21 protein-coding genes are annotated in these 25,740 nt (G+C 68.8%); 4 read left to right on the top strand and 17 right to left on the bottom strand.

Annotated features, from left to right (window positions below):
- Positions 1-44 precede the first annotated feature (44 nt).
- The 3 genes from ACZ7KI_RS06740 to ACZ7KI_RS06730 all read right to left on the bottom strand — a co-directional run bounded on the left by ACZ7KI_RS06740 (position 45) and on the right by ACZ7KI_RS06730 (position 3,571).
- Entirely contained in the window at positions 45-749 is a 705-nt protein-coding gene (locus ACZ7KI_RS06740; RefSeq protein ID WP_470272227.1) for an LPXTG cell wall anchor domain-containing protein, read from the bottom strand.
- A 223-nt stretch (positions 750-972) separates the two neighbouring features.
- The gene (locus tag ACZ7KI_RS06735; RefSeq protein ID WP_470272226.1) at positions 973-2,493 is read right to left on the bottom strand and encodes an amino acid permease; all 1,521 of its coding nucleotides are present in this window, start codon (positions 2,491-2,493) and stop codon (positions 973-975) included.
- Positions 2,494-2,656: 163 nt separating this feature from the next.
- Positions 2,657-3,571, bottom strand: a complete 915-nt coding sequence (locus ACZ7KI_RS06730) for a cation diffusion facilitator family transporter (RefSeq protein WP_470272225.1) — start codon at positions 3,569-3,571, stop codon at positions 2,657-2,659.
- Between the two features lie 154 nt (positions 3,572-3,725).
- On the opposite strand from ACZ7KI_RS06730, the gene ACZ7KI_RS06725 reads away from it, so the two are divergent.
- Complete coding sequence (locus ACZ7KI_RS06725; RefSeq protein ID WP_470272224.1) at positions 3,726-6,740, top strand: AfsR/SARP family transcriptional regulator; 3,015 nt, start codon at positions 3,726-3,728, stop codon at positions 6,738-6,740.
- 44 nt (positions 6,741-6,784) lie between these two features.
- On the opposite strand, the gene ACZ7KI_RS06720 is transcribed toward ACZ7KI_RS06725, so the two are convergent.
- The 6 genes from ACZ7KI_RS06720 to ACZ7KI_RS06695 all read right to left on the bottom strand — a co-directional run bounded on the left by ACZ7KI_RS06720 (position 6,785) and on the right by ACZ7KI_RS06695 (position 11,937).
- Positions 6,785-7,291: a hypothetical protein gene (locus ACZ7KI_RS06720; protein ID WP_470272223.1), complete on the bottom strand. Its 507-nt coding sequence runs from the start codon at positions 7,289-7,291 to the stop codon at positions 6,785-6,787.
- A gap of 193 nt (positions 7,292-7,484) precedes the next feature.
- Entirely contained in the window at positions 7,485-8,708 is a 1,224-nt protein-coding gene (gene manA, locus ACZ7KI_RS06715) for a mannose-6-phosphate isomerase, class I (protein WP_470272414.1), read from the bottom strand.
- Between the two features lie 67 nt (positions 8,709-8,775).
- Positions 8,776-9,867, bottom strand: coding sequence for a hypothetical protein (locus tag ACZ7KI_RS06710; protein ID WP_470272222.1), 1,092 nt, complete (start codon positions 9,865-9,867; stop codon positions 8,776-8,778).
- Entirely contained in the window at positions 9,851-10,072 is a 222-nt protein-coding gene (locus ACZ7KI_RS06705) for a Trm112 family protein (protein WP_465503788.1), read from the bottom strand. The genes ACZ7KI_RS06710 and ACZ7KI_RS06705 overlap by 17 nt, the downstream gene beginning before the upstream one ends.
- Positions 10,073-10,156: 84 nt before the next feature.
- On the bottom strand, positions 10,157-11,512 hold the full coding sequence (locus ACZ7KI_RS06700; RefSeq protein ID WP_470272221.1) for a phosphomannomutase/phosphoglucomutase: 1,356 nt from the start codon (positions 11,510-11,512) through the stop codon (positions 10,157-10,159).
- 71 nt (positions 11,513-11,583) lie between these two features.
- On the bottom strand, positions 11,584-11,937 hold the full coding sequence (locus ACZ7KI_RS06695) for a DUF3499 domain-containing protein (RefSeq protein ID WP_074038239.1): 354 nt from the start codon (positions 11,935-11,937) through the stop codon (positions 11,584-11,586).
- Positions 11,938-12,053: 116 nt separating this feature from the next.
- Between ACZ7KI_RS06695 and ACZ7KI_RS06690 the strand changes: the two genes are divergently transcribed.
- Positions 12,054-12,485, top strand: a complete 432-nt coding sequence (locus ACZ7KI_RS06690) for a metallopeptidase family protein (RefSeq protein WP_037306554.1) — start codon at positions 12,054-12,056, stop codon at positions 12,483-12,485.
- Positions 12,486-12,622: 137 nt separating this feature from the next.
- Here the strand turns inward: ACZ7KI_RS06690 and ACZ7KI_RS06685 are convergent, their stop codons facing one another.
- On the bottom strand, positions 12,623-15,931 hold the full coding sequence (locus tag ACZ7KI_RS06685) for a glycosyltransferase (RefSeq protein WP_470272220.1): 3,309 nt from the start codon (positions 15,929-15,931) through the stop codon (positions 12,623-12,625).
- Positions 15,932-16,079: 148 nt separating this feature from the next.
- Positions 16,080-16,463: a WhiB family transcriptional regulator gene (locus ACZ7KI_RS06680; protein ID WP_007028952.1), complete on the bottom strand. Its 384-nt coding sequence runs from the start codon at positions 16,461-16,463 to the stop codon at positions 16,080-16,082.
- Between the two features lie 171 nt (positions 16,464-16,634).
- On the opposite strand from ACZ7KI_RS06680, the gene ACZ7KI_RS06675 reads away from it, so the two are divergent.
- Positions 16,635-17,396 carry a site-2 protease family protein gene (locus ACZ7KI_RS06675; RefSeq protein ID WP_470272413.1) on the top strand — a complete coding sequence of 254 codons (762 nt, stop codon included), beginning with the start codon at positions 16,635-16,637 and terminating at the stop codon, positions 17,394-17,396.
- Positions 17,397-17,399: 3 nt separating this feature from the next.
- On the opposite strand, the gene ACZ7KI_RS06670 is transcribed toward ACZ7KI_RS06675, so the two are convergent.
- The 3 genes from ACZ7KI_RS06670 to mshB are packed head-to-tail and all read right to left on the bottom strand — an operon-like array spanning position 17,400 to position 19,439.
- On the bottom strand, positions 17,400-18,191 hold the full coding sequence (locus ACZ7KI_RS06670) for a hypothetical protein (RefSeq protein ID WP_470272219.1): 792 nt from the start codon (positions 18,189-18,191) through the stop codon (positions 17,400-17,402).
- On the bottom strand, positions 18,184-18,609 hold the full coding sequence (locus ACZ7KI_RS06665; protein ID WP_470272218.1) for a hypothetical protein: 426 nt from the start codon (positions 18,607-18,609) through the stop codon (positions 18,184-18,186). The genes ACZ7KI_RS06670 and ACZ7KI_RS06665 overlap by 8 nt, the downstream gene beginning before the upstream one ends.
- Positions 18,606-19,439 carry an N-acetyl-1-D-myo-inositol-2-amino-2-deoxy-alpha-D-glucopyranoside deacetylase gene (gene mshB / locus ACZ7KI_RS06660; protein WP_470272217.1) on the bottom strand — a complete coding sequence of 278 codons (834 nt, stop codon included), beginning with the start codon at positions 19,437-19,439 and terminating at the stop codon, positions 18,606-18,608. Before mshB ends, ACZ7KI_RS06665 begins: the two co-directional genes overlap by 4 nt.
- 196 nt (positions 19,440-19,635) lie before the next feature.
- Between mshB and ACZ7KI_RS06655 the strand changes: the two genes are divergently transcribed.
- The gene (locus tag ACZ7KI_RS06655) at positions 19,636-21,417 is read left to right on the top strand and encodes an ABC transporter ATP-binding protein (protein WP_470272216.1); all 1,782 of its coding nucleotides are present in this window, start codon (positions 19,636-19,638) and stop codon (positions 21,415-21,417) included.
- Between the two features lie 230 nt (positions 21,418-21,647).
- Here the strand turns inward: ACZ7KI_RS06655 and ACZ7KI_RS06650 are convergent, their stop codons facing one another.
- From ACZ7KI_RS06650 to ACZ7KI_RS06640, 3 genes are all read right to left on the bottom strand, one after another.
- Positions 21,648-22,571, bottom strand: coding sequence for an ABC transporter permease (locus tag ACZ7KI_RS06650; RefSeq protein ID WP_465503938.1), 924 nt, complete (start codon positions 22,569-22,571; stop codon positions 21,648-21,650).
- Between the two features lies 1 nt (position 22,572).
- A complete protein-coding gene (locus ACZ7KI_RS06645; RefSeq protein ID WP_465503781.1) occupies positions 22,573-23,589 on the bottom strand; it encodes an ABC transporter permease in 1,017 nt (338 codons plus the stop codon).
- 182 nt (positions 23,590-23,771) lie between these two features.
- Positions 23,772-25,577 carry an ABC transporter family substrate-binding protein gene (locus ACZ7KI_RS06640; protein WP_470272215.1) on the bottom strand — a complete coding sequence of 602 codons (1,806 nt, stop codon included), beginning with the start codon at positions 25,575-25,577 and terminating at the stop codon, positions 23,772-23,774.
- Positions 25,578-25,740: the final 163 nt, after the last annotated feature.

Below are 25,740 nucleotides of genomic sequence, written 5' to 3'. Positions count from 1 at the left end.
AGGCCCCCTTCACGAGGAAGGAGGCCTTCAGGCACTAGCTAGCTTCAGTTGGCCTTGCGGCGCACGCGCAGCAGGACCAGGACGCCGGCACCGGCCAGGACCAGCAGGCCACCGGCCCACAGCAGCCAGGCGTTGTCGAAACCGGTGTTCGCGAGGCCGCCGCCGTTGCCACCGTTACCGCCGACCGCGGGGGCCGGGGCGGTGGTGCTGCTCGGGGCTTCCGACGTCTGGGTCGGCTTGTCCGAGGTGGTCGGCGCGGTCGTCGTCGGCTTGGCCGTCGTGGTCTTCGTCGGCTCGCTCGGCTTCGTCGGCTCGGTCGGCTTGGTCTTCTTCTCACCACAGGCGAACCAGTGGCTGATGTCGGCCTGCTGACCACCGTTGTTCATCGGCGAGCGCAGCTTCTCCCACGGCGGTGTCTTGCCGAGGCCCCGCTTGCCGGGCTCGTAGATGTTGTAGCCGTCGCCGCCCTTGACGACGATCGCGGTGACGGTGACGCCTTCACCGACAGCGGTGATGTTGAGGTACTTGTCCTTCTCCGTGCCACCGGTGAAGGTCAGGTCCTTCGTCGAGATCTCGGTGCCCGGAAGCTGGGCCTTCTCGCAGGTGCTGACGTTCTTCGGCGTCGCGATGGCGCGACCGTCGTCGGTATGGCACGCCAGCGCGGTGCCGGTGACGCCGAGCAGGGCGGCGGTCGCCAGCGCGAAGACGGTGGCGGCGGAACGGACACGCCGTCTGGTGATGATCTGCATTCAGAGCTCTCCTGTACCGATCGGGGGACAAACGAGCAAAGCGCGGTGCTTCTTTGGAGGGGTGAAGGTCGACTCGCAGTGCGTCTACACGAGTCCCGTTCACCCGTCAGGGGGAAGCGAGAGACCGGACGCTATCGCACACCGATTTCACACCGAAACCGGGGCCCCGAACAGCGCGGCCCACCATCCACAAAGGAATGGTGGGCCGCCGAAACGAGAATGATCAGTCCGATACGGACGTGGGCACCTCGTCCTTGTTCTGCTTGCCGAGCAGCGAATGACGACGGCCGTAGGCGAAGTAGATGACGATGCCGAGCGCCATCCACGCGAGGAAGCGCAGCCAGGTCAGCACGGTGAGGTTCAGCATCAGCCAGACACAGGCGACGATCGCGAGGATCGGGATCACCGGAACCCACGGCACCCGGAAGGCGCGGGGCAGATCGGGCCGGGTCTTGCGCAGCACCAGCACCCCCGCGGAGACCAGAACGAAAGCGAAAAGCGTCCCGACGTTGACCATTTCCTCGAGTTTGTCCGCCGGGAAGAACGTCGCCGCGACCGCGACCAGCCCACCGACGACGATGGTCGCCCGCTTCGGCGTGCCGTTCTCCCCGGTCTTCGCCAGGCCGCGCGGCATCAGGCCGTCACGCGACATCGCGAAGATGATCCGGATCTGGCCGAGCATCAGCACCATGACGACGGTCGTCAGACCGGCGAGGGCGCCGACGGAGATGATGTTGGCCGCCCAGTCGACACCGTTGGCCGCGAACGCGGACGCGAGCGTCTTCTTGCCGCCGTCACCGGCCGAAGTGGCGAGATCCTTGTAGTTCACCATGCCGACGACCACGAGCGACACGGCGACGTAGAGCACCGTGACGATGGCGAGCGAGCCGAAAATGCCCCGGGGCACCGCCTTCTGCGGGTTGCGCGTCTCCTCGGCGGTGGTCGCGACGATGTCGAAGCCGATGAACGCGAAGAACACCAGCGACGCCGCGGCCAGCAGGCCGAAGACGCCGAACGCGCTGCTGCCGCCACCGGCGACCAGCGAGAACAGCGACTGGTCGACGCCGGTGGACGCCGACTCCGCGGCGGGCTGGGCGTCCGGGATGAACGGGGTGTAGTTCGAACCCTTGATGTAGAAGATGCCGAGCACGATCACGAACAGCACCACCGCGACCTTGATCCCGGTGATCACCATCGAGAACCGCGACGACAGCTTCGTGCCGACGGCGAGCAGCGTCGCCAGCACGAGCACCACGAGCAGGGCGCCCCAGTCGACCGGCACCGGGCCGATCTCGAAGGTCGTCTTCGTGCCCTTGCCGAAAATGTAGGAGAGCACGGTTTCGAGGTACGCGGACCAGCCCTTCGAGACCGCGGCCGCGCCGACCGCGAGTTCCAGGATGAGGTCCCAGCCGATGATCCACGCCATGAACTCGCCGAACGTGGCGTAGGAGAACGTGTACGCGCTCCCGGCCACCGGGACGGTCGACGCGAATTCCGCGTAGCAGAGGGCGGCCAAGGCGCAGGCGATGGCCGCGAACACGAACGCGAGCGAGACGGACGGTCCCGCGAAGTCACCCGCCGTACGGGCGGTGAGCGTGAAGATCCCGGCGCCGATGACGACGGCGACCCCGAAGACGGTCAGGTCCCACGCGCCCAGGTTCCGCCTGAGCTTGGTCCCCGGCTCGTCGGTGTCCGCGATGGACTGCTCGATGGATTTCGTACGCCACAGACCGTTTCCGGGCACCCTTGACCTCCTACACCTGACTGCGGTTCAACGGACCCTATCTCTCGGCCGGAACGGCAGCGCGGTGGGAGAGCAACGAAATATGAGGAGGTCGCGACGGTAACCGGCGGAGTACGGACAGTTGCTCCGGACGGCGGTCACGGACTTCCCGGCCGAGCGGGGATCAGACCAGGGAGCGGTCCAGGTCCGGCTCCAGGTAGATCAGCTTCGCCGTAGGCACCTTCGCGCGCACACGCGCTTCGGCGTCGTCGATGGTCTGCGCGACCTCGCCGGTGTCCAGTCCGGGTACCAAAGCGAGCTTCGCGGCCACCAGCATCTCGTCCGGGCCGATGTAGAGGGTGCGGATGTGGATGACCCGCTCGACCTTGCCCGCGGCCAGTTCGTCGACGATCGTGTCGAGGTCGGCCGGAGAAGCGCCTTCGCCGATCAGCAGGCTCTTCATCTCGATGATCAGGATGATCGCGATGACGCCGAGCAGCAGGCCGATCATGACGGTGCCGATACCGTCCCACACCGGATCGCCGGTGACGACGGAAAGGCCGACGCCGATGAGCGCGAACACCAGGCCGAGCAGCGCGCCGGCGTCCTCCAGCAGGACCACCGGGAGTTCGGGGGTCTTGGCCTGGCGGATGAACGCCCACCAGCCCGCGTCGCCCTTGATCTTCTTCGACTCCTGGATCGCGGTGTAGAAGGAGTACGACTCCAACCCGATCGCGACCACCAGGATGCCGACGGCCACCAGCGGCGAGGTCAGCGCCTCGGGCTCGCCGATCTTGTGGATGCCCTCCCACAGTGCGAACACCGAGCCGAGGCTGAAGAGCATCAGCGCGACGATGAACGAGTAGAAGTACCGGTCACGCCCGAACCCGAACGGATGCGTGCGGGTCGCCTTGCGCTGCGAGGTCTTCTGGCCCAGCAGCAGCAGCCCCTGGTTCGAGGTGTCCGCGAGCGAGTGCACGGACTCGGCGAGCATCGAGGACGACCCCGTGATGAGGAAGCCGGTGAATTTCGCGGCCGCGATTCCGGCGTTCGCCACGAGCGCGGCGATGATCGCCTTGGTTCCGCCACCTGCAGACACGTGCAACTCCCCAATGGTGTCCCGATATGCCGGGTTCGAAGGCTAGCAGTGCAGATGAGCCCGTACGCGCTGGGCGGCCCCACCCGGGGACAGGTCACAGAATTGTCGGACGCCCTCGCTAGTCTCGCCCCTCTCATGAGCTGGGGAGGTGCCCGTGCCGCGATTCGGCGTGCTCGGACCGTTGACGATCGAGAGCCCGCACGGGCGGCGGACGACGCCGCGCGGCGATCGTCAGCGCACCCTGCTGGCCGTTCTGCTGCTGAACGCGAACTCGGCCGTCCCGGTCGACGCACTGGTCGAGACGCTCTGGCCGGAGACGCCGCCGAAGTCGTACGCCTCGAATCTGCACACCTACGTCTCCCGGCTGCGTGCGCGGATCGAGGGGCTGGAGATCGAGCGGGATCCGCACGGCTACCGGCTGGTGGTCGAGCCCGGCGAACTCGATCTGCTGTCCTTCCGCGAAGCCGCGGCGGAGGGGAAGGCGGCGGCCCGGGCGGGTGATCCGGCGGTGGCCGCCGGGCACTACCGCCGCGCGCTCGCGGAATGGCGCGGGCCGGTCCTGTCCGGATTGCATGTTCCCCGGCTCGACGCGGACATCGCCCGGCTCGAATCGGAACGTCTCGCCGCCTTCGAAGACTGTGTCGACGCCGAATTGTCCGACGGCAGGCACGGCGAACTCACCGGCGAACTCCAGGCGATGATCACCGAACACCCCCTGCGTGAGCGGCTGGCCGCGCAGCTGATGATCGCGCTGCACCGTGCCGGGCGGCAGGCCGATTCGCTGGCCGTCTACCGCGATCTGCGCACCACCCTCGTCGAAGAACTCGGCGTGGAACCCGGTGCCGAGGTCCGCCGCGTGCACGCCGCCGTGCTGCGCGGTGAGGATCCGGTACCCGCCACCAAGGTGACGCCGGTCTTCCCGATCTGCCAGCTCCCGCCGGACATCGCGGATTTCGCCGGCCGCGAAGGCGAGATCGCGAGGCTCTCCGGCCTGCTCGGCGACGGCACCGGCGTACCGGTCGCGGTGATCACCGGCGAACCCGGTGCCGGCAAGTCCACCCTCGCGATCAGCACGGCGCACCGGCTCCGCCGGTCCTTTCCGGACGGTCAGCTGTTCGTCCCGCTGGCGGGCGCCTCGAGTCCGCGCGACCTCGCCGACGTCCTCGGCGACCTCTTACGGGCGCTGGGTGTCACCGGCCCCGCCATTCCGGACGACGTCGAGGCGCGGGCGGCCGTCTACCGCGGGCGCCTCGCCGACCGGCGGGTCCTCGTCGTGCTCGACGACGCCGCCGGCCCGGAACAGATCCGCGCACTGCTGCCGGGAACGCCGGGCTGCGCCGTCCTGATCACCAGCAGGCAACGGCTTTCCGGCCTCGCCGGGGCCGATCGTCTCCACCTCGCGCCGCTGTCCGGCGCCGAGGCGATGACCCTGTTGGAGCGGCTGGCCGGACCGGACAGGGTGGGCGCCGCACGCGCGGACGCGGAGCGGATCGCCAAGGCCTGCGGCAATCTCCCGCTGGCGCTGCGGATCGCGGGCAGCAGGCTCGCCATGCGGCCGGGACTGCCGCTGGGGAAACTCGCCGCGAAGCTGGAGGACGAGGTCTCCCGCCTCGACGAACTGCGGGTCAGCGATCTTCAGGTCCGCGGCAGCATCGCGTTGAGCTACCGGGCACTGAGCCCGGCCGCGCGGCGCGCGTTCCGGTTGATCGGCCGCTGCCGCACCCTCGACCTTCCCGCCTGGGCGGTGTCGACCCTCGTCAACGACACCGACGACGAAGACGCGGACGAGGCCATCGACGAACTCGTCGAAGCCAGCCTGCTCCAAGCCACCGGCCTCGATCCGACGGGCGAACAGCGGTTCCGCGTGCACGACCTCGTTCGCGTGTTCGCCACCGAACTCGGCCGGGAACTGGAGACCCGCGCCGAGCGGGTGGCCACCGTCGCGAAGGTGTCGGACGCGGCGCTGTGCCTCGCCGACACGGCGGCCCGCCGTCTGCCGAGGACGGTGCCGATGCCGTTGTCGGATCAGGACCTGCCCGCGCAACCGCTCGCGGGCGAACTGGTCGAGCGGCTGCTGCGCGATCCCGGGGCGTGGTTCTCCGTGGAGCGGGCCAATCTGGTCACCGCCGTCTCGTCGCTGTGTGCCATCGGTTGGCGGCGAAAAGCGTTGCGGATACTGGAAAGGCTGAGCGCGTATCTGTATCTGCACAGCCACTACACCGATATGCGGACGGCGTACGAGACGCTGCGCGACGCCGCCCGCGAGGCGGGTGACAGGCATATCGTGGCCATCGCCGAGGCGAACTTGACGGTATTGCTGCACGCTCGCGGCGAGTACGAACGCGCCGTCGAGGGTTATCGCGAATGTTCGAAGGAGCTGGCGGCACTCGGCGACAGTTCCGCGCAGGCGTGGGTCGAAACGAATCTGGCGCACTGCCTCGTCGGCCTCGGCCGGGCGGGGGAATCCCTGCACGCCGCGACCCAGGCCCGTGAACTGTCCACTGTGGAGGAAACCGGGCCCGGAGCGTACGCGCGGCACGCGGAGTCCGCCGCGTTGCACCGGCTCGGCAAGGTCTCCGAAGCGCTGGAGATCGACCGCAGGATCCTCGCACACGCCCGCGAACGAGGTGACGAACGCCAGCTCGGCGTTGCGCTGCAAGGACTTTCGTGGTCGCTGATGCTCGACGGGCACCCGGTGGAAGCACTGGAGACGATCGAGGAGTCGGTCCGGGTACTGCGCCGGACGACGGCGAAATCGGCGCTGGCGAAGTCGTTGCGTACGCAGGGCGCCATTCTCGCGGGTGCCGGACGGCGGGTCGGCGCGGTGAAGGCCTACGAGAACGCGCGGCGGCTGGCCGGCGCGCTCGAAGAACGGCCGCGGGAGCTTTCCTGCACGCGCGCGATCGCGGCCAGCTGGATCGGCGACGGCCGGGCCGATCGCGCGATTCCCGTGCTGCGCCACTGCCTCGACGAATTCCGGGCCATGGGCGGGAAACCCGCGACCGGCCTCACCCTGCACGTGCTGCGCCGGGCGTACGAGGCCGTCGGGGAGACGAGGGCGGCCGAGGCGGCGGGCGAAGAGGCGAAGCAATTGGAAGTCCCCCACGACGCCAACGCTTCGACCCTCGTCCGGTTGCTGTTGTCGCTCACCGAACCCGCCCCGGCCTGACCGGGGGGTGCCCGACCCCTCAGACGAGCACCTCCCGGAAATCACTACAGCGCGAACCGCGGCTCACGGCGGGTCGAGGAGAACCAGGCCAGCACGATGACCAGCGCCCCGTTGGCGGCGGCGTCCCACGCCGACGGCGACGTGGGTTCGAGGCGCGCGACCGCGAACATGTTGAGCAGGCCGGCGACGGTCAGCATCACGCGGGTCGGCTGGGCGCCGGTGACCACGAGCGCGGCGGTGAGCAGTACCTGCGCGCCGAGAGTGGCGAACACGACCAGCGGGAGGTTCAGCCTGCTTTCCGCGTCGGCGGCGAGGCCGTGCAGACCGGAACCCGCGGTTTTGGCGGCCTCGATCACGTCACCGGCGATCCCCGCCAGCGCCTGCGCCGAGACGACCAGGTCCTGGCCGTCCGACAGCAGCCGCGCCCGGTCGACGACCGGGACGAGCACGGTCACCACGGCGAAGCCGAGCGCGGTGAGCAGGACACCGGGGCGCACGGAAACCGGCACCCGGTAAACGCGCCCGCTCACCGCGTCGGGATGGGAAGTCACTGCTGGTCACTCCTTGGCTATCGACATCCGGGATGAGCCGACGACAACCGCCGGGTCACCCCTTCGGGCGATAGTTGCGGAACCCACCACACGGAACGCACACACTTCGGCCAAGAACGCGTTTCGTCCTCTGAATGCGGTCCTTGCGTGTGCAAGTACCGCATTCAGAGGACGAAACGCGAGGGGTCGAGGGCTAGCAGGTGCCGGCGGTGGCGCGGAAGACCTGGGTGCGCTCGGCGGAAAGCGGTCGCACGCGGACGGCGGGGTCGGCGGCCGGGAGCCACACCGACTGGCCGCGGCGGAGTTCGACCTGCTCGCCGTCGTCTGCGGTCACCTGGAGACTGCCAGCGGTGCACAGCAGGATCTGCGGGCCGACGTCGTGGACGGCGACCTCGCCGTCGTCCCCGGCCTCCCATTCGATCCGCGAGAGCTCGAATTCGGGAGCGTCGGTGCGATAGACCGACATGCGCGCCTCCTGCTCGCCGCTCTGGACCGGCATCTCGCCGCACGCGAAGTCGACGACTCGCAGCAATTCCGGCACGTCGACGTGCTTGGGGGTGAGCCCGCAGCGCAGGATGTTGTCCGAGTTCGCGAGGATCTCGACGGCGGTGCCGTGCAGGTACAGGTGCAGGTTCCCGGCAGGCAGGTAGATCGCCTCACCCGCGCGGAGGGTGAGCCGGTTGAGCAGCAGCGCGGCGAGGACACCCGCGTCCCGCGGATGCGACTCGCCGAGCTCCAGGATGGTCCGGCATTCGACGTCGAACTCGCCGCGCTCCCGCACGTGTTTGACGCACGAATCGAGGACCTCGGGCAGCAGTTCGTCGAGCGCGGCCTGCGGCAGCGTGATCCAGGTGGTGAACAGCGCGCGCAGCCCGGCCGGATCCGGCTGGGCCTCCAGCAGCACCGCGTACTTCGCCAGGCCGGGCGTCTCGATCGCCTTCAGCAGCGAGATCGTGCGCTCCGGGTCACGGAAGCCCGCCAGCGCGTGGAACTCCGTCAGCGCGCAGACGAGTTCCGGTTTCGCGGTCGGGTCCGGGTAGTTGCGGTTCGAGGCGTCACGCGGGATCCCGGCGGACTCCTCGCGGGCGTAGCCCTCCGCCGCCTGCGCGGCCGACGGGTGTGCCTGCATCGAGAGCGGCTCTTCGGCGGCGAGGATCTTCAACAGGAACGGCAGCCTGCCGCCCCAGCGGTTGGCGCAGCTCGTGCCGAGCTGGCCGACCGGGTCGGCTTCGACGAGCTCCAGCAGGCTCCGCTCGGTACCGTCCGGGCCGATGACGTGGGACGGGTCGCCGGGGTGGGCGCCCATCCACAGTTCCGCCTCCGGATGCGGCGCCGGCACCGGACGCCCCAGCAGCTCGGGGATCGTCGTTCTCGATCCCCACGCGTAGGGCCGCACGGCATTGCGCAGCAGCTCCACTGTCACCTCAACTCCTCGCCGGGCACGGGTGGTGCCGGCCCTCATTCATTCACGTCGCGCTCGGGGCTCACGCCGTTGCAGGCGTGTACCTCCCGGCGCCGCCGATGCTGCCGACGGCCAGCCCCAGGTAGACCGCGGCCAGCTCGAAACGCAGCGCGAGAACGGCCGCACGCACGATCTCGTCCGTTTCGATCTCTTCGGCCGGGGCGATCACGTCCGCACCGGGCAACAGGTCTTGTGCCTCGAAGCGGGCCGCCTCCGTGGCGGGCCCCGTCCGAACCGAGAGGAGCAACACCCTCGGCGTCAAGCCGACCCCCTCCTCCGGGTCCGCGAAGATATCGCGCTCCACGCCCCCGGACAACGCCGCGCGCCGCAAAGCGGGCCTGGCCAGCGCCTGGCGGTAGTCCTCCACGTCACAGACGAGCGCCGCGTGGGCGGCGAAAGCGTGTGCCGCGTGCTCGCCGACGGCGACCGCGACCGGGTCCAGTCCCCAGAGCAGCGGCTGCCGGTCGGCGACGCGCAGCGCCATCGCCTTGGCCGGGTTCGCGAACGACTCCCTGGCCAGGTAGTCCTTCTCGGCTTCCGCGTCGAGGTGGTCGGCGAGCTGCTCCAGATCGGCCACCAGCAGGCCGAGCGCGTTCGCGGTGACCAGCGCGGCGGCGAGCCCGCGCGGAAAGGCCATCTCCGGCGGGACCGGGATGCGGGGCGCCAGCAGCACGCCCTTCCCCGCCACGGCGGCCGCGACCGGGCCTTCGGCGGGCGCGGACAGCACGACGGTCGCGCCGAACCGGGCGGCGCGCTCCAGCGAAGCGGCCAGCTCGCGGTCACCGGCGTCGTCGGTGTGCGCGAAAACGACGTCGAGCGCGCCGATCCAGCTGGGCACCACCTCGGCGACGACCACCGGGACCGGGCACGACGGGGTCAGCAGCGCGGCGACCAGCCGGGTCAGCGTCCGGCTGACCCCTGGCCGGTCGAGCAGCACGAGCGAGCGGGGACGCCCGACGTCGAGGCGATCACTCAGCTCGAGTTCGGCCGCGGCCTCGGCGGTCGCCCTGACCTGGGCTCCCGCCATCGCGGCGGCACGGAGAAGCCCCGCGGTGTCGGCCTCGGCCAGCCTCGCGGGATCGTCGAGCAGGGAATCGTCAGGGACCGTCGGCATGTTCGCCATCCGGGTTCGTCGGCTCGGTGGCTTCGTCCAGCAACAATACCGGGATTCCATCACGGACCGGATACACTCGACCACACTCCGTGCAAGTCAGTGCGTCGGCCTCGGGGTCCGCCGTCGTCCCCGTGCGCAGCGGCGCGTGGTCGGGGGACGGGCAGGCCAGGATCTCCAGCAACTGTGCGTCAAGCGTGACGGCCATGGTTACTCCCTACCTGTGGGTACGTCGTGAATGCCACCTTCGAGACCAAGAGATGTCCCTATGTGCGTTTTCACGACATATTCGTTACCCACGGACTATCGCCAATACGTCTTCGGTCAGTGCCCGGACGGCTTCGGCGTCGGCGGCCTCGACGTTCAGGCGGAGCAGCGGCTCGGTGTTGGACGGGCGGAGGTTGAACCAGCCGCCGCCGGGGAGCTGCACGGTGAGCCCGTCCAGTTCGTCGATCTCGACGCCGTCGCGCGCGCCGAACGCGTCCTTGACCGCCATCATGCGCGCGACCTGGTCGTCCACGGTCGAGTTGATCTCGCCGGAGGCCGCGTAGCGCGAGTACTCCGCCGTCAGCTCGGACAGCGGACCGTCCTGCTCGCCGAGGGCGGCGAGGACGTGGAGCGCGGCCAGCATGCCGGTGTCGGCGCGCCAGAAGTCGCGGAAGTAGTAGTGCGCGGAGTGCTCGCCGCCGAAGATCGCGCCGGTCTTGGCCATCTCGGCCTTGATGAACGAGTGCCCGACCCGGGTGCGCACCGGTTTGCCGCCGTGCTCGGCGACGATCTCGGGTACGCCCTTCGACGTGATCAGGTTGTGGATGATGGTGCCGCCCGGCTCCTTCTCCAGCTCACGGATCGCGACCAGCGCGGTGATGGCGCTCGGCGAAACCGGCTCGCCGCGCTCGTCGACCACGAAGCAGCGGTCCGCGTCGCCGTCGAAGGCCAGACCGGCGTCGGCGCCCTCTTCGCGCACCTTCGCCTGGAGGTCGACGATGTTCTTCGGGTCGAGCGGGTTGGCCTCGTGGTTCGGGAAGCTGCCGTCGAGCTCGAAGTACATCGGCACGATCTCGATGGGCAGGCCCGCGAAGACGGTCGGCACGGTGTGGCCGCCCATGCCGTTGCCCGCGTCGACGACGACCTTCAGCGGACGGCTGCCCGACAGGTCGACGAGTTTGCGCAGGTACGCCGCGTAGTCGGCGAGGACGTCCTTCTCGGTCACCGACCCGCGCTGGCCCACGAAGGCGGGCACGCCCTGCTCGACGGTGTCGCGGATCTCCGCGAGACCGGAGTCCTGGCCGACCGGGGCCGCGCCCGAACGGCACAGCTTGATGCCGTTGTACTTGGCCGGGTTGTGGCTGGCGGTGAACATGGCGCCGGGCAGGTTCAGCGAACCGGACGCGAAGTACAGCTGGTCGGTGCTGGCGAGACCGATCGTGACGACGTCGAGGCCCTGCGAGGTCACGCCGTCGGCGAACGCGGCGGACAGCTCCGGCGAGGAGTCGCGCATGTCGTGGCCGATGACGATCGCGTCCGACTCGGGTTTGATCAACAGGGCGAACGCCGAGCCGAGGTCGCGGACGAGTGCGACGTCCAGTTGTTCACCGACCACGCCGCGAATGTCGTAGGCCTTCACGATGCCCGAAAGGTCTGGCACGCCTGCTCCCCGCCAATAGTCTCGTTACAACGCCCTCTGGCGCCTCGAAAGCCTACCGGCGAGCCCTCGCGTCAGGCGCGGCCGGGCAGGACGCGCAGGTGGCCGCGCCTGCCCGAGGGTCCCTCGGGTTCGGGGTCCGGCGCGGGCTTGTCCGAACGGCCCGCTTCGCGGACGGCCTCGGCCAGGGCGGTCAGCTCGTCGGCGGACGGGTCCGGGGCGGCGAAGGCCCCCTCGTGCCGGACTACTTCCCAGCCCTTGGGCACGGTCAGCCGGAGGGCGTGGGCCTCGCAGAGGTCATAGGAGTGCGGCTCGCTCGCGGTGGCCAGTGGGCCCACCACGGCCGTCGAATCGCTGTAGGCATACGTGAGCGTGGCGACAGCGGGTTCGAGGCAACCCGTTCGCGAACACTTTCGTACGCTCCGCACGATCGAGAACGATAGCGCGTCGCGAGCCAGGCGTACCGGCGACACGCGCTTCGACTCGCCGAGCGCGTACCCTTCGGTTCGTGGCGACGGCTCGTGATTCCCGACAGCGACGGCGGATGCGCCGGGACCGGCACGGCCGGGGCCTGCGTGGTGCGCTCTATCCGTCGACCCTTCCCGCCGCCGCTAGCAGGGCGGAAAGGTTCGACGCACTGGTTCTCGACGCGCTCGAACCGATCGAGGCGCGGTGGCGGCACGAGCTGACGAAGCTCGACGTCGCCGTCGACGACGTCCCCGAAGTTCGCTCGGATGGCGCACCGAGCGGAGTGGACGGCGTGTTGCACGACGGAGCAGTCCCGCTCTCGCGGCTCGTGCCCGCCGGCGTCGACCGGGCCGGACTGCCGACGCGCGCCCGCATCGTCCTCTACCGCCGCCCCCTCGAGGCGCGCGCGAAGGACCCGGGCGAACTCGCGGAACTCGTGCACGACGTCCTCGTGGAGCAGGTCGCCGGCTACCTCGGCGTCGAACCCGACGTCATCGAAGGCGAATAGCCCTCACCTTCCCCGCCCGCCCCGAAGAGCTGTGGACAACTCAAGGTCCGGGTGAGTTCAAGGGTTCCCAATGTCGCATTTGGGTCGCTCAGCGTCTCGAATGCGACATTGGGGACGCTGGGCCCAAGACTCGAAGGTCAGCCCGGTCGCCGCCGCGTGGGCACCGCCGTCAGCAGTGTGAACAGCACCGCCGCGATCTGCGCCAGCAGCAACAGGTTCCGCGTCGTGCCCTGGTGCTCCACCACCACCTCCGAAGGCGTGGGAGGCACCGAGACGGCGACCTGGTGACCCCAAGCCCGCACGATCGGCACGGCCTTGCCGTCCACGGTCGCCTGCCAGCCCGCCTCGAACTCCGCGGCCAGCACGAGCAGCCGCCCGGTCGGCCCTTCCGAGACACGCACCCGCACGTCCGGCAGCCCGGCCTGCACCGGCGCCACCCCGGGCGAAGCGCCCGGCGCGCCCTTCCCGGTCACCGCCGCCTGCGCCAGTTCCGGGGAGATCAACGCAACCTGACCACCGGCGGGCAGCAGCCGTAGCACCGCACGCCCGTCGGAGGTCGGCGCGACCGGCGCGACCGGCGCGACCAGGTCCCGCGCGAGCCCGACGAAAGCCGAGCCGTCCACGCCGCTGGGCAGCACGACGTACTGCACCCCGGATGCCGCGGCCGCCGCGAAGGCCTGTTTGACCGCGTCCGGCGAGCCCTGCAGCAGGTCCCGGCGCCACGAGGCCAGCCTGTCGGCGCTGCCAGGCGTCGGCGCGAGTTCGTCGTCGCCGTAAAGCGGCAACCGGCCGCCGGTCTGCCGGACCACGTCCGGAGACGAGCCCACCACCAGTACCGAACGTCCGCTCGAAGCCAGTTCCGCCGAAATCTCCGGGGCCAGAGAAGGACGGTCACCCGACCTCAAAGGCCCTTCCCGGCCGGCGACGACCGCACCGGTCGCCAGCGCGAGCAGCACGAGCACGCCGGCCACAGCCGTGACCTTCGCCAGCCACGGCGCCGGTTCGACGACGGCCGCGCCACGCTGCCAGGTCGCCAGGACCGTCCACAGCAGCCCCGCGCCGATCACCAGCAGCGGCACCCCGGCGTATCCGGTCGCGTGCGCGCCGCCCGACATCGGCGTCACCGCCACGAACCGCACGGCCACGAGCCCGAGCACACCCAGTACGACGACCGCGACGCCGCCGCCCGCCCCCCTCGACGGCCGGACCACCAGCGCGACGATCGCCGCCGCGACCAGCACCACCCCGATCGGCCAGGCGCCGGGACCGCCAGGGTCAAGCCCGGCGAGATCGGCGCCGGACGCGGCCGTCGCCCCGCCGCCGAGCCCGTGCAGCAGCAGTTCCGGATGCCTCAGCAGCACACTCGGCCACGGCAGCAGCAACGCCAGCGGCAGGAAGACCACGATGCCGACCGACGCGATCCGTCGCGCGAGCCCGCTCGGCGAAGGCAGCACCACGAACCCGACCACCAGCCCGACCAGCGCCAGCGCGTGCGCCAGCGGCGAGAAGGCGCCGATCAGCGCCAGCCCGATCGCGCTCAGCGCGGAAACGTGCAGCCACCGCGAGTCCGCGCGGACCAGCAACCCCACGACGCCGGCGATCACCAGCGGCAGCAGCAGGTGCACGACAACGACGTCGAGCCGTCCCTGCGCGACCGAGGCCGTGGCGGCGGGAAGCACGCCGTACGCCGCCGCGACGACGGCACGCACCCAGCGACGCACGCGAAGGTGCCGAGTAGCCGCGTACGCGCTGAGGGCGGCGAGCGGGATGTCACCGATCAGCAGGATCGCGACCAGCGCCGCGGGACCCCCGATCGGCGTGAAGATCGCGCCGAGGACGCCCAGCACCGGCAGCGTCGCGGGTGCGGGACTCGCCGTCCCACCCGCGATCGCGTGCCACGGCGCGAGATACGCCGACCAGATCTCACCGAGCCCGCCGACCGGCAGCAGTTTCCCGCCGAAGAGGTCGAGCCCGAGCCGCGAACCGTTGACCACGAACGCGAGCGCCGTCAGCAGGACGAGCATCACCACCGGCGGGGCGAACACGGTCGCGCCGAGCACCCGTTTCCGGTCGACCTCGACGAACACGAGTTCCGGCTCCGAAGCCCGGCCGCCGTCACGCGGCACCGGGGAAGGTTTGGGCCTGCCCTCGCCGCGTGGCTCGGCCGCCTGCTCGGGCACCGCGACCGCGACGACCCCGCTCGGCCGTCGCAGACCGGTCCCCCGCGAGCCGACACCGCGCATCGCGCCCGCGGGCAGCGCACCGGGGCCGACCGGCCGCTCTTCCCCGGCTTTCAACGCTTCCGGTGGAATCCAGGCGCCTTGCTGATCCGCGGTCTCCGGCACGGTCCCGAGCGCGTAGTCCCGTTCGACGCCACGCCGGACGAGACCGACGACACCGGCGCGGACGGCGTTCCGCACCCGCGTCATCCGCCCGGTGAAGAGACCGCGGACATCGCCGGGCTTGCCGGTCTTGCGGCGTTCGGCGCGGGCCGCGCGCAGTCCGCCGCGGCCGCGCAGCAGGTACCAGGTCGCCGCGAGTTCCGCGCCCGCTTCGCCGGTGCGGCGCAACAGCAGGAACGCCAACGCGCGCAGCACCGCGAAGAACGGGATTCGAAGCAAGCCGAACCAAAACGACAACGGGGAGCAGTTGACGAAGAACACCCGGAGTCCGTGTGCGCGGTTGGCGGCGGCGAGCGAAATCCCGAGCGCGTCCGGTTCCCGCTGTCCGGTGCTGAGCGCGCGGGCGTGCCGAAGCCGGGCAGACGGCACCGAAAGCACGCGACCGCCCGCGGCGTTGGCGCGCCAGCCGAAGTCGAGATCCTCGCGCAGCAAAGGAAATCCGGGGTCATATCCGCCGAGGTCGTGCCAAATCTCCCGTCGTATCAGCGATCCCGCGCTCGGCACGGCGAGCACCGCCGCGGCGGTCTCCTCGGGTGAGATCTGCTGCCGGTGGCCGATGGCGTCGGTCGACAGCCCGGCTTCGACGATCAGCCGCGGATCGCTCCAGTCCACCGCGAGTGGACCGAGCACCGTCGCGGCCGGCTCGTTTTCGGCCGCTGCCAACAGGTTTTCGAGACAGTCGGGTTCCGGCGCGCAATCGTCGTGCAGCAGCCAGACCCAACCGCCGGGATCGCCCCAGCGGTCGACGGCGTACTCGACGGCCTCGCCGACAGCGGCACCAAAGCCCACTTCATCCGATAGTGTGAGAATTCCGTCGAGGACCGGCGCCTCTCCGGCGACGCCCTCGGCCGCAGCCGCATCGGCCAGGAGCCGCGCGGTCCGGTCAGTGGAACCGGTGTCGACGGCGAGCACGTGCCGGGGCCGGACACCGCTGCGCCGCAACGCGGAAAGCGCCAGTGGCAACCAGTTCTCGCCGTTGTGACAGACCACAATGGCCAGAACGGGGACCGTGCGCAGTGCGGGTGACGCGGCAGTGCGGGACAACGGGCACTCCAGATGTGGCGGCGAAGTCGAGTGCCGCCACCCTACGACGCGAGCCTGTCACCCGTTGGTGGCCCCACTATGTGGAAAAGGACTGGGGTGAAAGCGAGCAGGAAGCGATCTCCGGCGCACGGGGTGCCGGAGATCGCCGTCACACAGCTCGTTTCTTCAGTTTCCGACGCTCGCGTTCGGAGAGCCCGCCCCAAATACCGAACCGCTCGTCATGCGCGAGGGCGTACTCGAGGCACTCGTCCTTGACCTCGCAACCGAGGCAGATCCGCTTGGCTTCGCGGGTGGAGCCGCCCTTCTCCGGGAAGAACGCCTCCGGGTCCGTCTGCGCGCAGAGGGCCCGTTCCTGCCAGTCCTGCTCTTCCGCGGAGGCATCGTCGAAAAGCTCGGTGAGATCGCCCAGTTGCTGCTCCGGGACCTCACCCCAACCCACGACTTGCCCCCATTCCCTTCCATCTGCTTCCAACCGCACGTCCGCCTCCTCGCTGTCCACGCACTCCCCAGGCTGGCGGTGTTGAAACACCATCCGCCGCCCCCTTCCAGCGACGAATGACATCACTGTGATTACACCCGTGTAGTGCGGTCAGGTCAAGCGGAGTAGCGAGTTCGGGGGATACTTCGGCGCGGCCGCGCAAGGGGACACGCCGAGAACTTCACATCGGGCATACGGAAGACTGGTGGGGTGCAGAGATCAGCAGTGCGGCCAAGCCCGATCTTCCTCGGCATCCTCGCGGTCACCGTCCTGGGCGGTGCACTGGCGGCTTTCGGTGATGCGACCACGATTTCCAGCCAGAAGTACGACCCGCTGATCATCACCGGCGTGGTCCTGCTCGTGGCAGGCGGCTGGGTCGCGTCACTGTCGCTGCACGAGTTCGGGCACGCGATCGTGGCGTTCCGCGGCGGCGACCACAGCGTCGCCCACAAGGGTTACCTCTCCATGGACGTCCGGAAATACACGGATCCGGTGCTCTCCATCGTCCTGCCGTTGGTATTCCTCATCATCGGCGGCATCCCGCTGCCGGGTGGCGCGGTCTGGATCGAACACGGACGCCTGCGATCACGCGGGGTCCAGTCCTGGGTCTCCCTCGCCGGGCCGCTCAGCAACCTCGCCGTCGGCGTGCTGCTGACCCTCGTCGTCGCGCTCGTGCCGATGACGAACGGGCTCGTGATCGGACTCTCGTTCCTGGCGCTGCTTCAGATCGTCACGTTCATCCTGAACATCTTGCCGATTCCCGGCCTCGACGGCTGGGGCGCGATCGAGCCCTATCTCTCGCCCGGCGCGCGTGAGTTCGGTGCCAAGGCCCGGCCGTGGGCGCCGCTCGCGTTGTTCGCCGTGCTGTTCGCCGTCCCCGGAGCCAGCGGGGTGCTCTGGGATGTTTCTTACGCGCTCTTCGACACGGTCGGTGGCTTCTCGCTCGCGGCTCAATACGGGCAGGACGCGTTCATGTTCTGGAGGTGAGCGTCACTGGCCTTCGGGATGCTCGGTGAACCACGTGTGCGCCCGCTTCCAGACGCGTTTCAGTCCGGAGCGCTCGCCGAGGTAGTCGCCCGCCATGCCCACCACCGGCAGCTTGCCGAGCGCCCGGTGGATGAGACGGCCACGCGGCCGCTTCTCCAGTTCGTCGACGATGCCCAGCAGTCCCCGGCCGAGGCGCCACAGCGTGCCCGCGGCCGCCTTCAGGGTGACCTTGCCGTGCTTCTTCTTGGCATCGTCGAGTTCTTCGGTGAGCTTCGCCGCTTCGTCGTCTTCGGCGACCTTGTCGTGGTCGGCGTGCTTGCCCGCCGCGATCACCGGATCGATGTCGCGTTCGAAGAGCACCCACGCGATCAACCGGACCCGGGCGCCGACGTCGGTCACGCCGTACTCCCCCGCGATCGCGCACAGCAGGATCCCTTGGGACGCGGAGCCGAGCGCGTCCTGCACCGGCAGCCGGTCGGCGAGCGCGCCGCCGATCCCGGGGATCGCGGTGATCAGCGCGGTGACCCGGCCGACCCGGTTCACCCACCACTGGGTCCGCTGGTAGTTCGACATCTCCGCCCAGGCCGCGGTGCCGGGCACCTTGACCGACGTGATCCCGTCGAGGAGTTTGTCCTTCAGCTTGGGTTCGACGCCTTCCAGCGCGTCCTCACGACGGTCCCTGGCCTGCAGGCCGAACGGATCAGCGACCCGCAACGCGTCGACCATCGGACCGCAGGCGCGGACGAACGGCCGCAGCACCGCCACGACCTGGCGATCCGAAATCGCTTCACCCATCGTTACCTCCCTTGCCCGCCTTCGTCACCGTGCCAAGGCCTCCGCCCAGCGCCAGCGCGCCCGGCAGCGCGCCGCCGCCGATCAGCAGCAACGCCCGCCAGTCCTGTACCAGCACCAGATCACCTCCCGGGCCCGTCACGCCCATCCCGAGTACGACTAGTACCCAGACGAGCAGCGGAATCACCGAAAAGGACGGGCGGATCACTTTCGCGGTCGTCATGACGAGCAAGGGTGTGGTGAGCACGGCGAGCACCACGGTCAGCGGAATCGGCGCGTCCCCGAGTTTCGGGAGCACGATGCCGTCGAGCCGCAGCGGCAGGAAGAACAACTCGAGCAGCCCCAGCAGGAACGCGTCGAAGGACAACAGGACCAGCAGTCCACGCTGACTCGGCGTGAGCGGCTGGGGCGTGACCGTCACTTCGCGAGTCCTCCGAACAGATCGGCCGCGGCACCCTCGGCCGGCCCGTGCGCGAGCACGAAGTACTCGTTCGGCGTGATCGGCTGCGCGACGTCGTTGCTCAGCGCGAAGTGGTCCTCGGAGGCGGGCACGCTGACCTGGGTCTCGTGCGCCCGCAACGCGGCGGCCTTCGCCGGCAGGTGGGCGCGGACGTCGAGGACGGTCGTGATCGTCTCGTCCGGCGTCACCGGCAGTTCGCCGTCTTCGGGAACCTGGAACGGTGAGTGCCCGCGCAACGCCGCGAGCCCGGCCGCGACCGCGTCACGCGAAGAAACCGTATGGAACACCCGCTCGACCGACGCGGCCTTCGGCGCGGCGGCCATCGTGATCTCGTGCGCGCGAATGTGGTCGGGGTGCCCATAACCCCCGAAAGCGTCATAAGTGACCACGACCTGAGGACGGACGTCGTCGAGGATCTCGGCGAGCTGAGCCACCTGCTCCTCGACGTCGCCACCGGAGAAGGCGCGCGGATGGGCCGCGGACGGCGTGCCGGCCATCCCCGAGTCGCGCCAGCGGCCGATGCCGCCGAGATACCGGTGCCGGGTGACGCCGAGCGCGGCGCACGCCGACGCCAGTTCGCCCGCGCGATACCCGCCGAGCTGGTCGGAAGCCCACGAACCGAGCCCGGCGAGAGACGGCGGGATGATCTCGCCTTCCTCACCGAGGGTGCACGTGACCACGGTCACGTCGGCGCCTTCGGCCGCGTAACGGGCGATGGTGCCGCCGGTGGTGATGCTTTCGTCGTCCGGATGGGCGTGCACCAGTAGCAATTTGGCCTGAGCGGAGATCACGGCTTGAAGACTAATTCGAACACGGCGGGCATTCCTTTATAGGGTGTCGGGAACGGAAGCCACGAGCACCGACCTTAGTCGGGCGACTCTCGGTTATCCTCGCGCACGTCCGAGGCACTCTTTACCGCCGAGGACGCGTTGACACCGTCGCGGCCGATGCGCCGCGACCATATGTACCCCCACGAAGGGCATCTTGGTGAGCACTGAAGCAGCATCGTCGGACCTCGGCGGCGTGTCGGGTTCGGTTCTGTCCATCTCCGACCTGAGCGTCTCGTTCCCGACCGACGAAGGCGTTGTCGACGCCGTCAAGGGCATCGGGTTCGACGTCAAACCGGGTGAGATCGTCGCGGTGGTCGGCGAGTCCGGTTCCGGCAAGTCCGTGACCTCGATGTCGGTGCTCGGGTTGCTCCCGAAGACGAGCCGGATCGCGGGCGAGCTTCGCCTCGGCGACCGCAACCTGGCCGACCTCAAGGAGAAGGACCTCCAGAAGATCCGCGGGAACCAGATCGCGATGATCTTCCAGGAGCCGATGACCGCGCTCAACCCGGTCTACACCGTCGGCTGGCAGCTGCGTGAGGCGCTGCGCTCGCACCAGGACATCTCGAAGGAAGCCGCCGACAAGCGCGCCATCGAGCTGCTGGAGATGGTCGGCATCCCGAACCCGCCGCTGCGCTTCAAGCAGTACCCGCACCAGCTCTCCGGTGGTCTGCGTCAGCGCGTCGTCATCGCGATGGCGATCTCGTGCGACCCGAAGGTGATCATCGCCGACGAGCCGACCACGGCGCTCGACGTCACCGTGCAGGCGGAGATCCTCGGCCTGCTGCGCAAGCTGCGTGACACCCTCAACACCGCGATCGTGCTGATCACGCACGACATGGGTGTCGTCGCCGACCTCGCCGACCGCGTGGTCGTGATGTACCAGGGCAACATCGTCGAGCAGGCGCCGGTGCGCGACCTGTTCGCGTCGCCGCAGGTGGAGTACACCCGCAAGCTGCTCGCCGCCGTGCCCGTGCTGGGCCAGCGCCCCGAAGGCCGCCGTCTGCTCGACGACTCCGGCATCGACGCCGACAGCGACGAGGCTTCGAAGATCGCCGAGGACATCCGTCTCGAGGACAGTGAGCTCGAGGCCGTGATCGAAGCGGACGCCCCGGCGCTCGAAATCAAGAACCTCGTGCTGGAGTACCCGGGCCGCCGCGGCCAGGCGAAGAACCGCGCGGTGGACGACGTCTCGCTGAGCATCGCCAAGGGCGAGATCGTCGGCCTGGTCGGCGAATCCGGCTCCGGCAAGTCGACCGTCGGCCGCTGCGCGATCCGCCTGCTGACCCCGACCGAGGGCACCGTGTCGATCGCGGGCAAGGACATCACGAACATGTCCAACAAGGACCTGCGCCCGCTGCGCCGCTACTTCTCCATCGTGTTCCAGGACCCGGCATCCACGCTCGACCCGAAGATGACCATCGGCGAGTCGATCGCCGAGCCGATGGTGCTGCACAAGTTCCTGCAGGGCAAGGCACTGAACGAGCGCGTGACGTCCCTTTTGGACAAGGTCGAGCTCGGCGGCCACTACCGCAACCGGTACCCGCACGAGCTGTCCGGCGGCCAGCGCCAGCGCGTCGCCATCGCGCGGGCGCTCTCGCTCGACCCGGCGCTGCTGATCGCGGACGAGCCGACCTCGGCGCTGGACGTGTCGGTGCAGGCGCGCGTGCTGGACCTGTTCCTGGACCTGCAGCGCTCGCTGCAGTTCGCCTGCCTGTTCATCAGCCACGACCTCGCCGTCGTCGACCTGCTGGCCGACCGGGTCGCGGTGATGCAGCACGGCAAGCTGGTCGAGGTCGGCACGCGTGACCAGGTGCTGCACTCGCCGCGCGAGGACTACACGCGCCGTCTGCTCTCGGCCGCTCCGGTCGCGGACCCGGTGCTGCAGGCCGAGCGCCGCGCGGCCTGGCAGGCGGGCAAGCTCGCCCCGGTCGCCGACTAGCCTCTGGAAGTACGTGAAGGCCCCCTTCACTGCGTCTAGCGCAGTGAAGGGGGCCTTCACGTACTTGGGGCGATGTGTCACCCCAGCGCCCGACCGGAGACTTCACCCCGCGCGCCCTCTTTTGGGCCGGAGGCCCACGGAAACGCGATGAAGGGGCGCCTCCCCGCCCAACCTGAGGTTGAAGCGGGTCGGCGCCCCTTCGGCGCGTTCGCGTCAGCGCGCGGAGAAGATCAGGCCTTCATCCGGCGCTGCCGCGGGTCGAAAGCGTCCCGCAGACCGTCACCGATGAAGTTGATCGTCAGCGAGATCAGCACCAGCACGATGAACGGGCCGAAGAACAACGCCGGCCGGTTCTGCAGCTGCGAGTAGTTCTCGAGGATGACTCGGCCGAGCGAGGTGTCCGGCAGCTGCACCCCCAGCCCGATGAAGGACAGCGCCGCCTCGATCAGCACGGCCTGCGCGATCGCGAGGGTCGCGTTGACCGTGATGAGACCGACCATGTTCGGCACCAGGTGCTTGAACACGATGTGCATCGTCCCGGCGCCGGACGCGCGAGCGGCGTCCACGAATTCACGCTGGGACAGCGACATCGACTCGGCCCTGGCGATCCGCGCGATCGGCATCCAGCCGAAGGCGGCCAGCACGATCGCGACGATGTACCAGGTACCGCCGCCGAACACCTTCGCCAGGATCGCCGCGGCGGCGATCTGCGGCACGATCAGGAACAGGTCCGTCACGCGTGAGATCGCCGAATCGGTGAAGCCACGCAGGTATCCCGCCATGGCCCCGAAAATGGTGCCGATGGTGGTGGCGACGATTGACACGATGAGCGCGATCAGGAGCGAGTACTGGGTGCCGCGCAGGATCTGCGACACCATCTCCTTGCCGACCTGCGTCGTACCGAGCGGGTAATCCCCGCTGGGCTTGGCGAAGGACGGGAACGAGCTGTCCTCGTAGTCGTACGGCCAGAAGATCGGCATGATGATCACGGTCAGCACGAGCAACAGCAGGATCGCCGTGCAGACCATCGCCAGCTTGTGCCGCAGGAACTTGCGCAGGACCAGCTTGCCCTGGCTCCGGGGTTCGGGCAGGGCCTCTTCCGGAAGCTTGCCGTCGGCGGACGTCGAGCCTTCCGCCGCGATGAGGGAGTTCAAGTCAGCCAACGCGAATCCTCGGGTCCAGGATGCCGTACATCAGGTCGGCGATCAGGTTGGCGACGATGATGCTGCTGGCGATGAGCACCAGCCAGCCCATCATCACCTGTGTGTCGTTTTTGACGACGGCTTCGACGAGCAGCTTGCCCATGCCATTCCAGTTGAACACCGACTCGGTGATGATCGCGCCCGAGAGCACCGCACCGAAGTTGACGGAGAACAGGGTGGTCACCGGGATGAGCGCGTTCCGGAAGGCGTGCCGGAAGATGACCCGGCCGTTGGCGAGGCCCTTGGCACGCGCGGTCCGCACGTAGTCCGCGTTCAGCGTCTCCAGCATCGAAGCGCGCTGGAACCGGCTGTACGCGGCGAAGCTGATCGCCATGATGGACAGGGTCGGCAGCAGATACGCGCCGACGTAACTGGCGAGGAAACCGCCTGGCCCGTCGAAATTCAGTGATTCCGGACTCGTGGTGCGAATCCAGGGATTACCGAGCACATCGGACAGTCCCAGGTCCCGGACCCAGCCGTTGAACTGGATCGCGTAGCCCTTCAGCACGATGGCGACACAGAAGATCGGCATCGAGAACAGCAGGAAGGCCAGCGTGGTGGCGACGTAGTCGAGGATCGAGTACTGCTTGACCGCCGCGACCACACCGACGAGAACGCCGAGGATGAGCGCGAGGATCTCGGCTCCGACCACGAGCTTCAAGGTGACCTCGAACGCGGCCATCACCTTCGGGAACACCGGGGCCTGCGCGTTGCCCTGGGCGATGGAAACGCCCCAGTCGCCGGTGACGAAGTTGCCGAGCCACGAGAAGTACCGCGGAATGATGCCCTGGTCGAGCCCGAGCCGCGCGGCAGTCTCCGCGAGTACCTGCGGGTTCATGGCCGGGTTGCTCTTCAGCTCGGCGAGCGGGTCGCCGGTGCCGGCGACCATGATGAAACACAGAAAAGTCCCGACCAGCAGGACGGGAATCGATATCGCCAGACGGCGAAGAATGTAGATCACCAGGTTCAACGAACTGCTCCTCATCCGGGCCTGGTCGCCGAAGTGCTGGACCGTCGCCCGGTTGTCCACCGTAGTGGCGGTAACCCTACGGTCAACAGCTACTTCCGGCGGGTAGGGGGGCCCGGCTTGTGGCCGGGCCCCCGTACCACCAGGATCGCGTAAGCGAGTGGTGAAAAAGCGGGGCGGAGGCCCTACTTCTTCTGCTCCCACTCACCGGCGTTCCACAGGACACCGTTGTACGACTGCATGTACGTGCGGTCGATGCCCTTGAACGCCCACATGGACGGGGTCTGGAACAGCGGCAGGGTCGCGTACTCGTCCGCGATCGCCTGGTCCGCCTTCTGGTAGCTCTCCAGCTGAACGGCCTCGTCGGTGGCCTTCACGGCCGCCTCGAAGGACGAGTCGATCGTCGGGTTGGACAGCCCCTGGTAGTTCTGGCTGCTGTCGTCGACCCGGGTGATGTAGATCGACTTCTGCTCGGCCTTGAACGGAGCGGCGGACCAGCCGAAGAGCGCGGCGTCGTAGTCGCTGGCCGCGAGACGGCCACCCTTCAGGAAGTTCGCGTCCTGGTCGTCCGTGATCTCGATACCGGCGAGCTTGGCCTGCGAGATGATGATCTCGACGGTCTGCTGACGGCGGGCGTTCTGGTTGTGCGAGATCTTGAACGACGCGCGCTGGCCGTCCTTGGCGAAGATGCCGTCGGCACCCTTGGCCCAGCCGGCGTCGGTCAGCGTCTTGGCCGCGGCCTCGGCGCCCAGACCGGCCTTGCTGCTGTACAGGTCCTTGAAGCCCTGCTCGCCCGGCATGAACACGATGCTGTTCAGCGGGGTCGCGTCGGCCTGGACCTCCTTGAGCAGCTTGTCGGTGATCTCCTGGCGGTTGACCACCTCGAAGAACGCCTTGCGCAGGTTCTTGTCCTTGAACATGCGCTTGTAGTTGAGGTCGATGTGCTCGAAGGTCAGCTGCGAGGCCGAACCGTAGGTGACGCCCTGAGCGGAAAGGCTCTTCAGGGTGCCGGCGGCGGTGGCGTCGGGCTGGGTCGAAGCGGCGACGTCGATCTCACCGTTCTGCAGCGCGGTCGCCATGGCCTTGGTGTCCTCCATCGCCTTCACGACGATCTTGGAGGGGCCACCCTTGCCACCGATCCAGTTCGGGTTCTTCTCGAGCGTGACGGCCTTCTGGTTGGCGTCGAACGCGGTGATCTTGTACGGCCCCGAAGCCGGCATGTCCTCGGCCTTGAACTGCTTGAAGCCGTTGGTCCAGAAGTCACCCGCCGCCTTGAGCTGGGCCGAGTCGCTGGTCGGCGTCAGCTTGGTGATGTCGGGGACGTTCGCCTTCTTCTCGACGATGTGCGCGGGCATGATCGCGGTCGAGTTGAACAGACCCTTGTAGTCCAGGTACGGCTCGGTGTACTTGGTCTCGAAGGTCAGGTCGTCCTTGCAGGTCGCCTGGTTGATCAGCTGGTAGCCGGTCGTCGAAGCGGCGAGGAAGGCCTGCTTGCCGTCAGAGGTCTTGGCGGCACCGGAGTGCGACAGCCACGACAGGTACATGTCGTCGCAGTCGAACGCCTCGCCATCGGACCACTTCACGTTCGGCTTGATCTTGTAGACGACGGTCTGCGGCTCCTTGGAGGTGACCTCCCAGGAGTCGAACACGTCGTTGTTCAGCAGCACCTTGTTGTTGCCGTCGAGCACATCGGCACCGGCGAGCACGGCCGTCAGGATGTAGGTGTTGTACGACGTGTTGGTGTCGGGGGTGTCGTTGTTGTAGCCCGAGTACCCGTCGTCGATACCCACGGTGACGGTGCCCTCGTACCCCTTGAGGTCCGCGAGCTTGAAGTTTTCGCCGTTCTGCGCCTTGCCGATCGCCATGCTCTTGATGTCGGTCGACGACCCGTTCTGGTCGGAACTACCGCTGTCGCCACCGCTGCATGCGCTCAGCACAAGCGCGGAGGCCGCGACCAGCGACCAGGCGGAGACTGCCTTGGACTTCCTCATGAAGTGTGCCCTCCTAGCACTGGGTTCCTGAGATCGGAACAGGACCCCACACCGCTCCGGTGAGATGGCCCGGAGCCTATGACACGCCAAGCAACCTCATTTGGCGCACTGCGGGTGCACGCTAGAAAGGAAATGCACTAACAGTCACCAGTTACGGGGCGAT

It is taken from the genome of Amycolatopsis sp. NPDC039088 (assembly GCF_055598845.1).
This window is presented reverse-complemented; position numbering and strand designations above follow the sequence as displayed.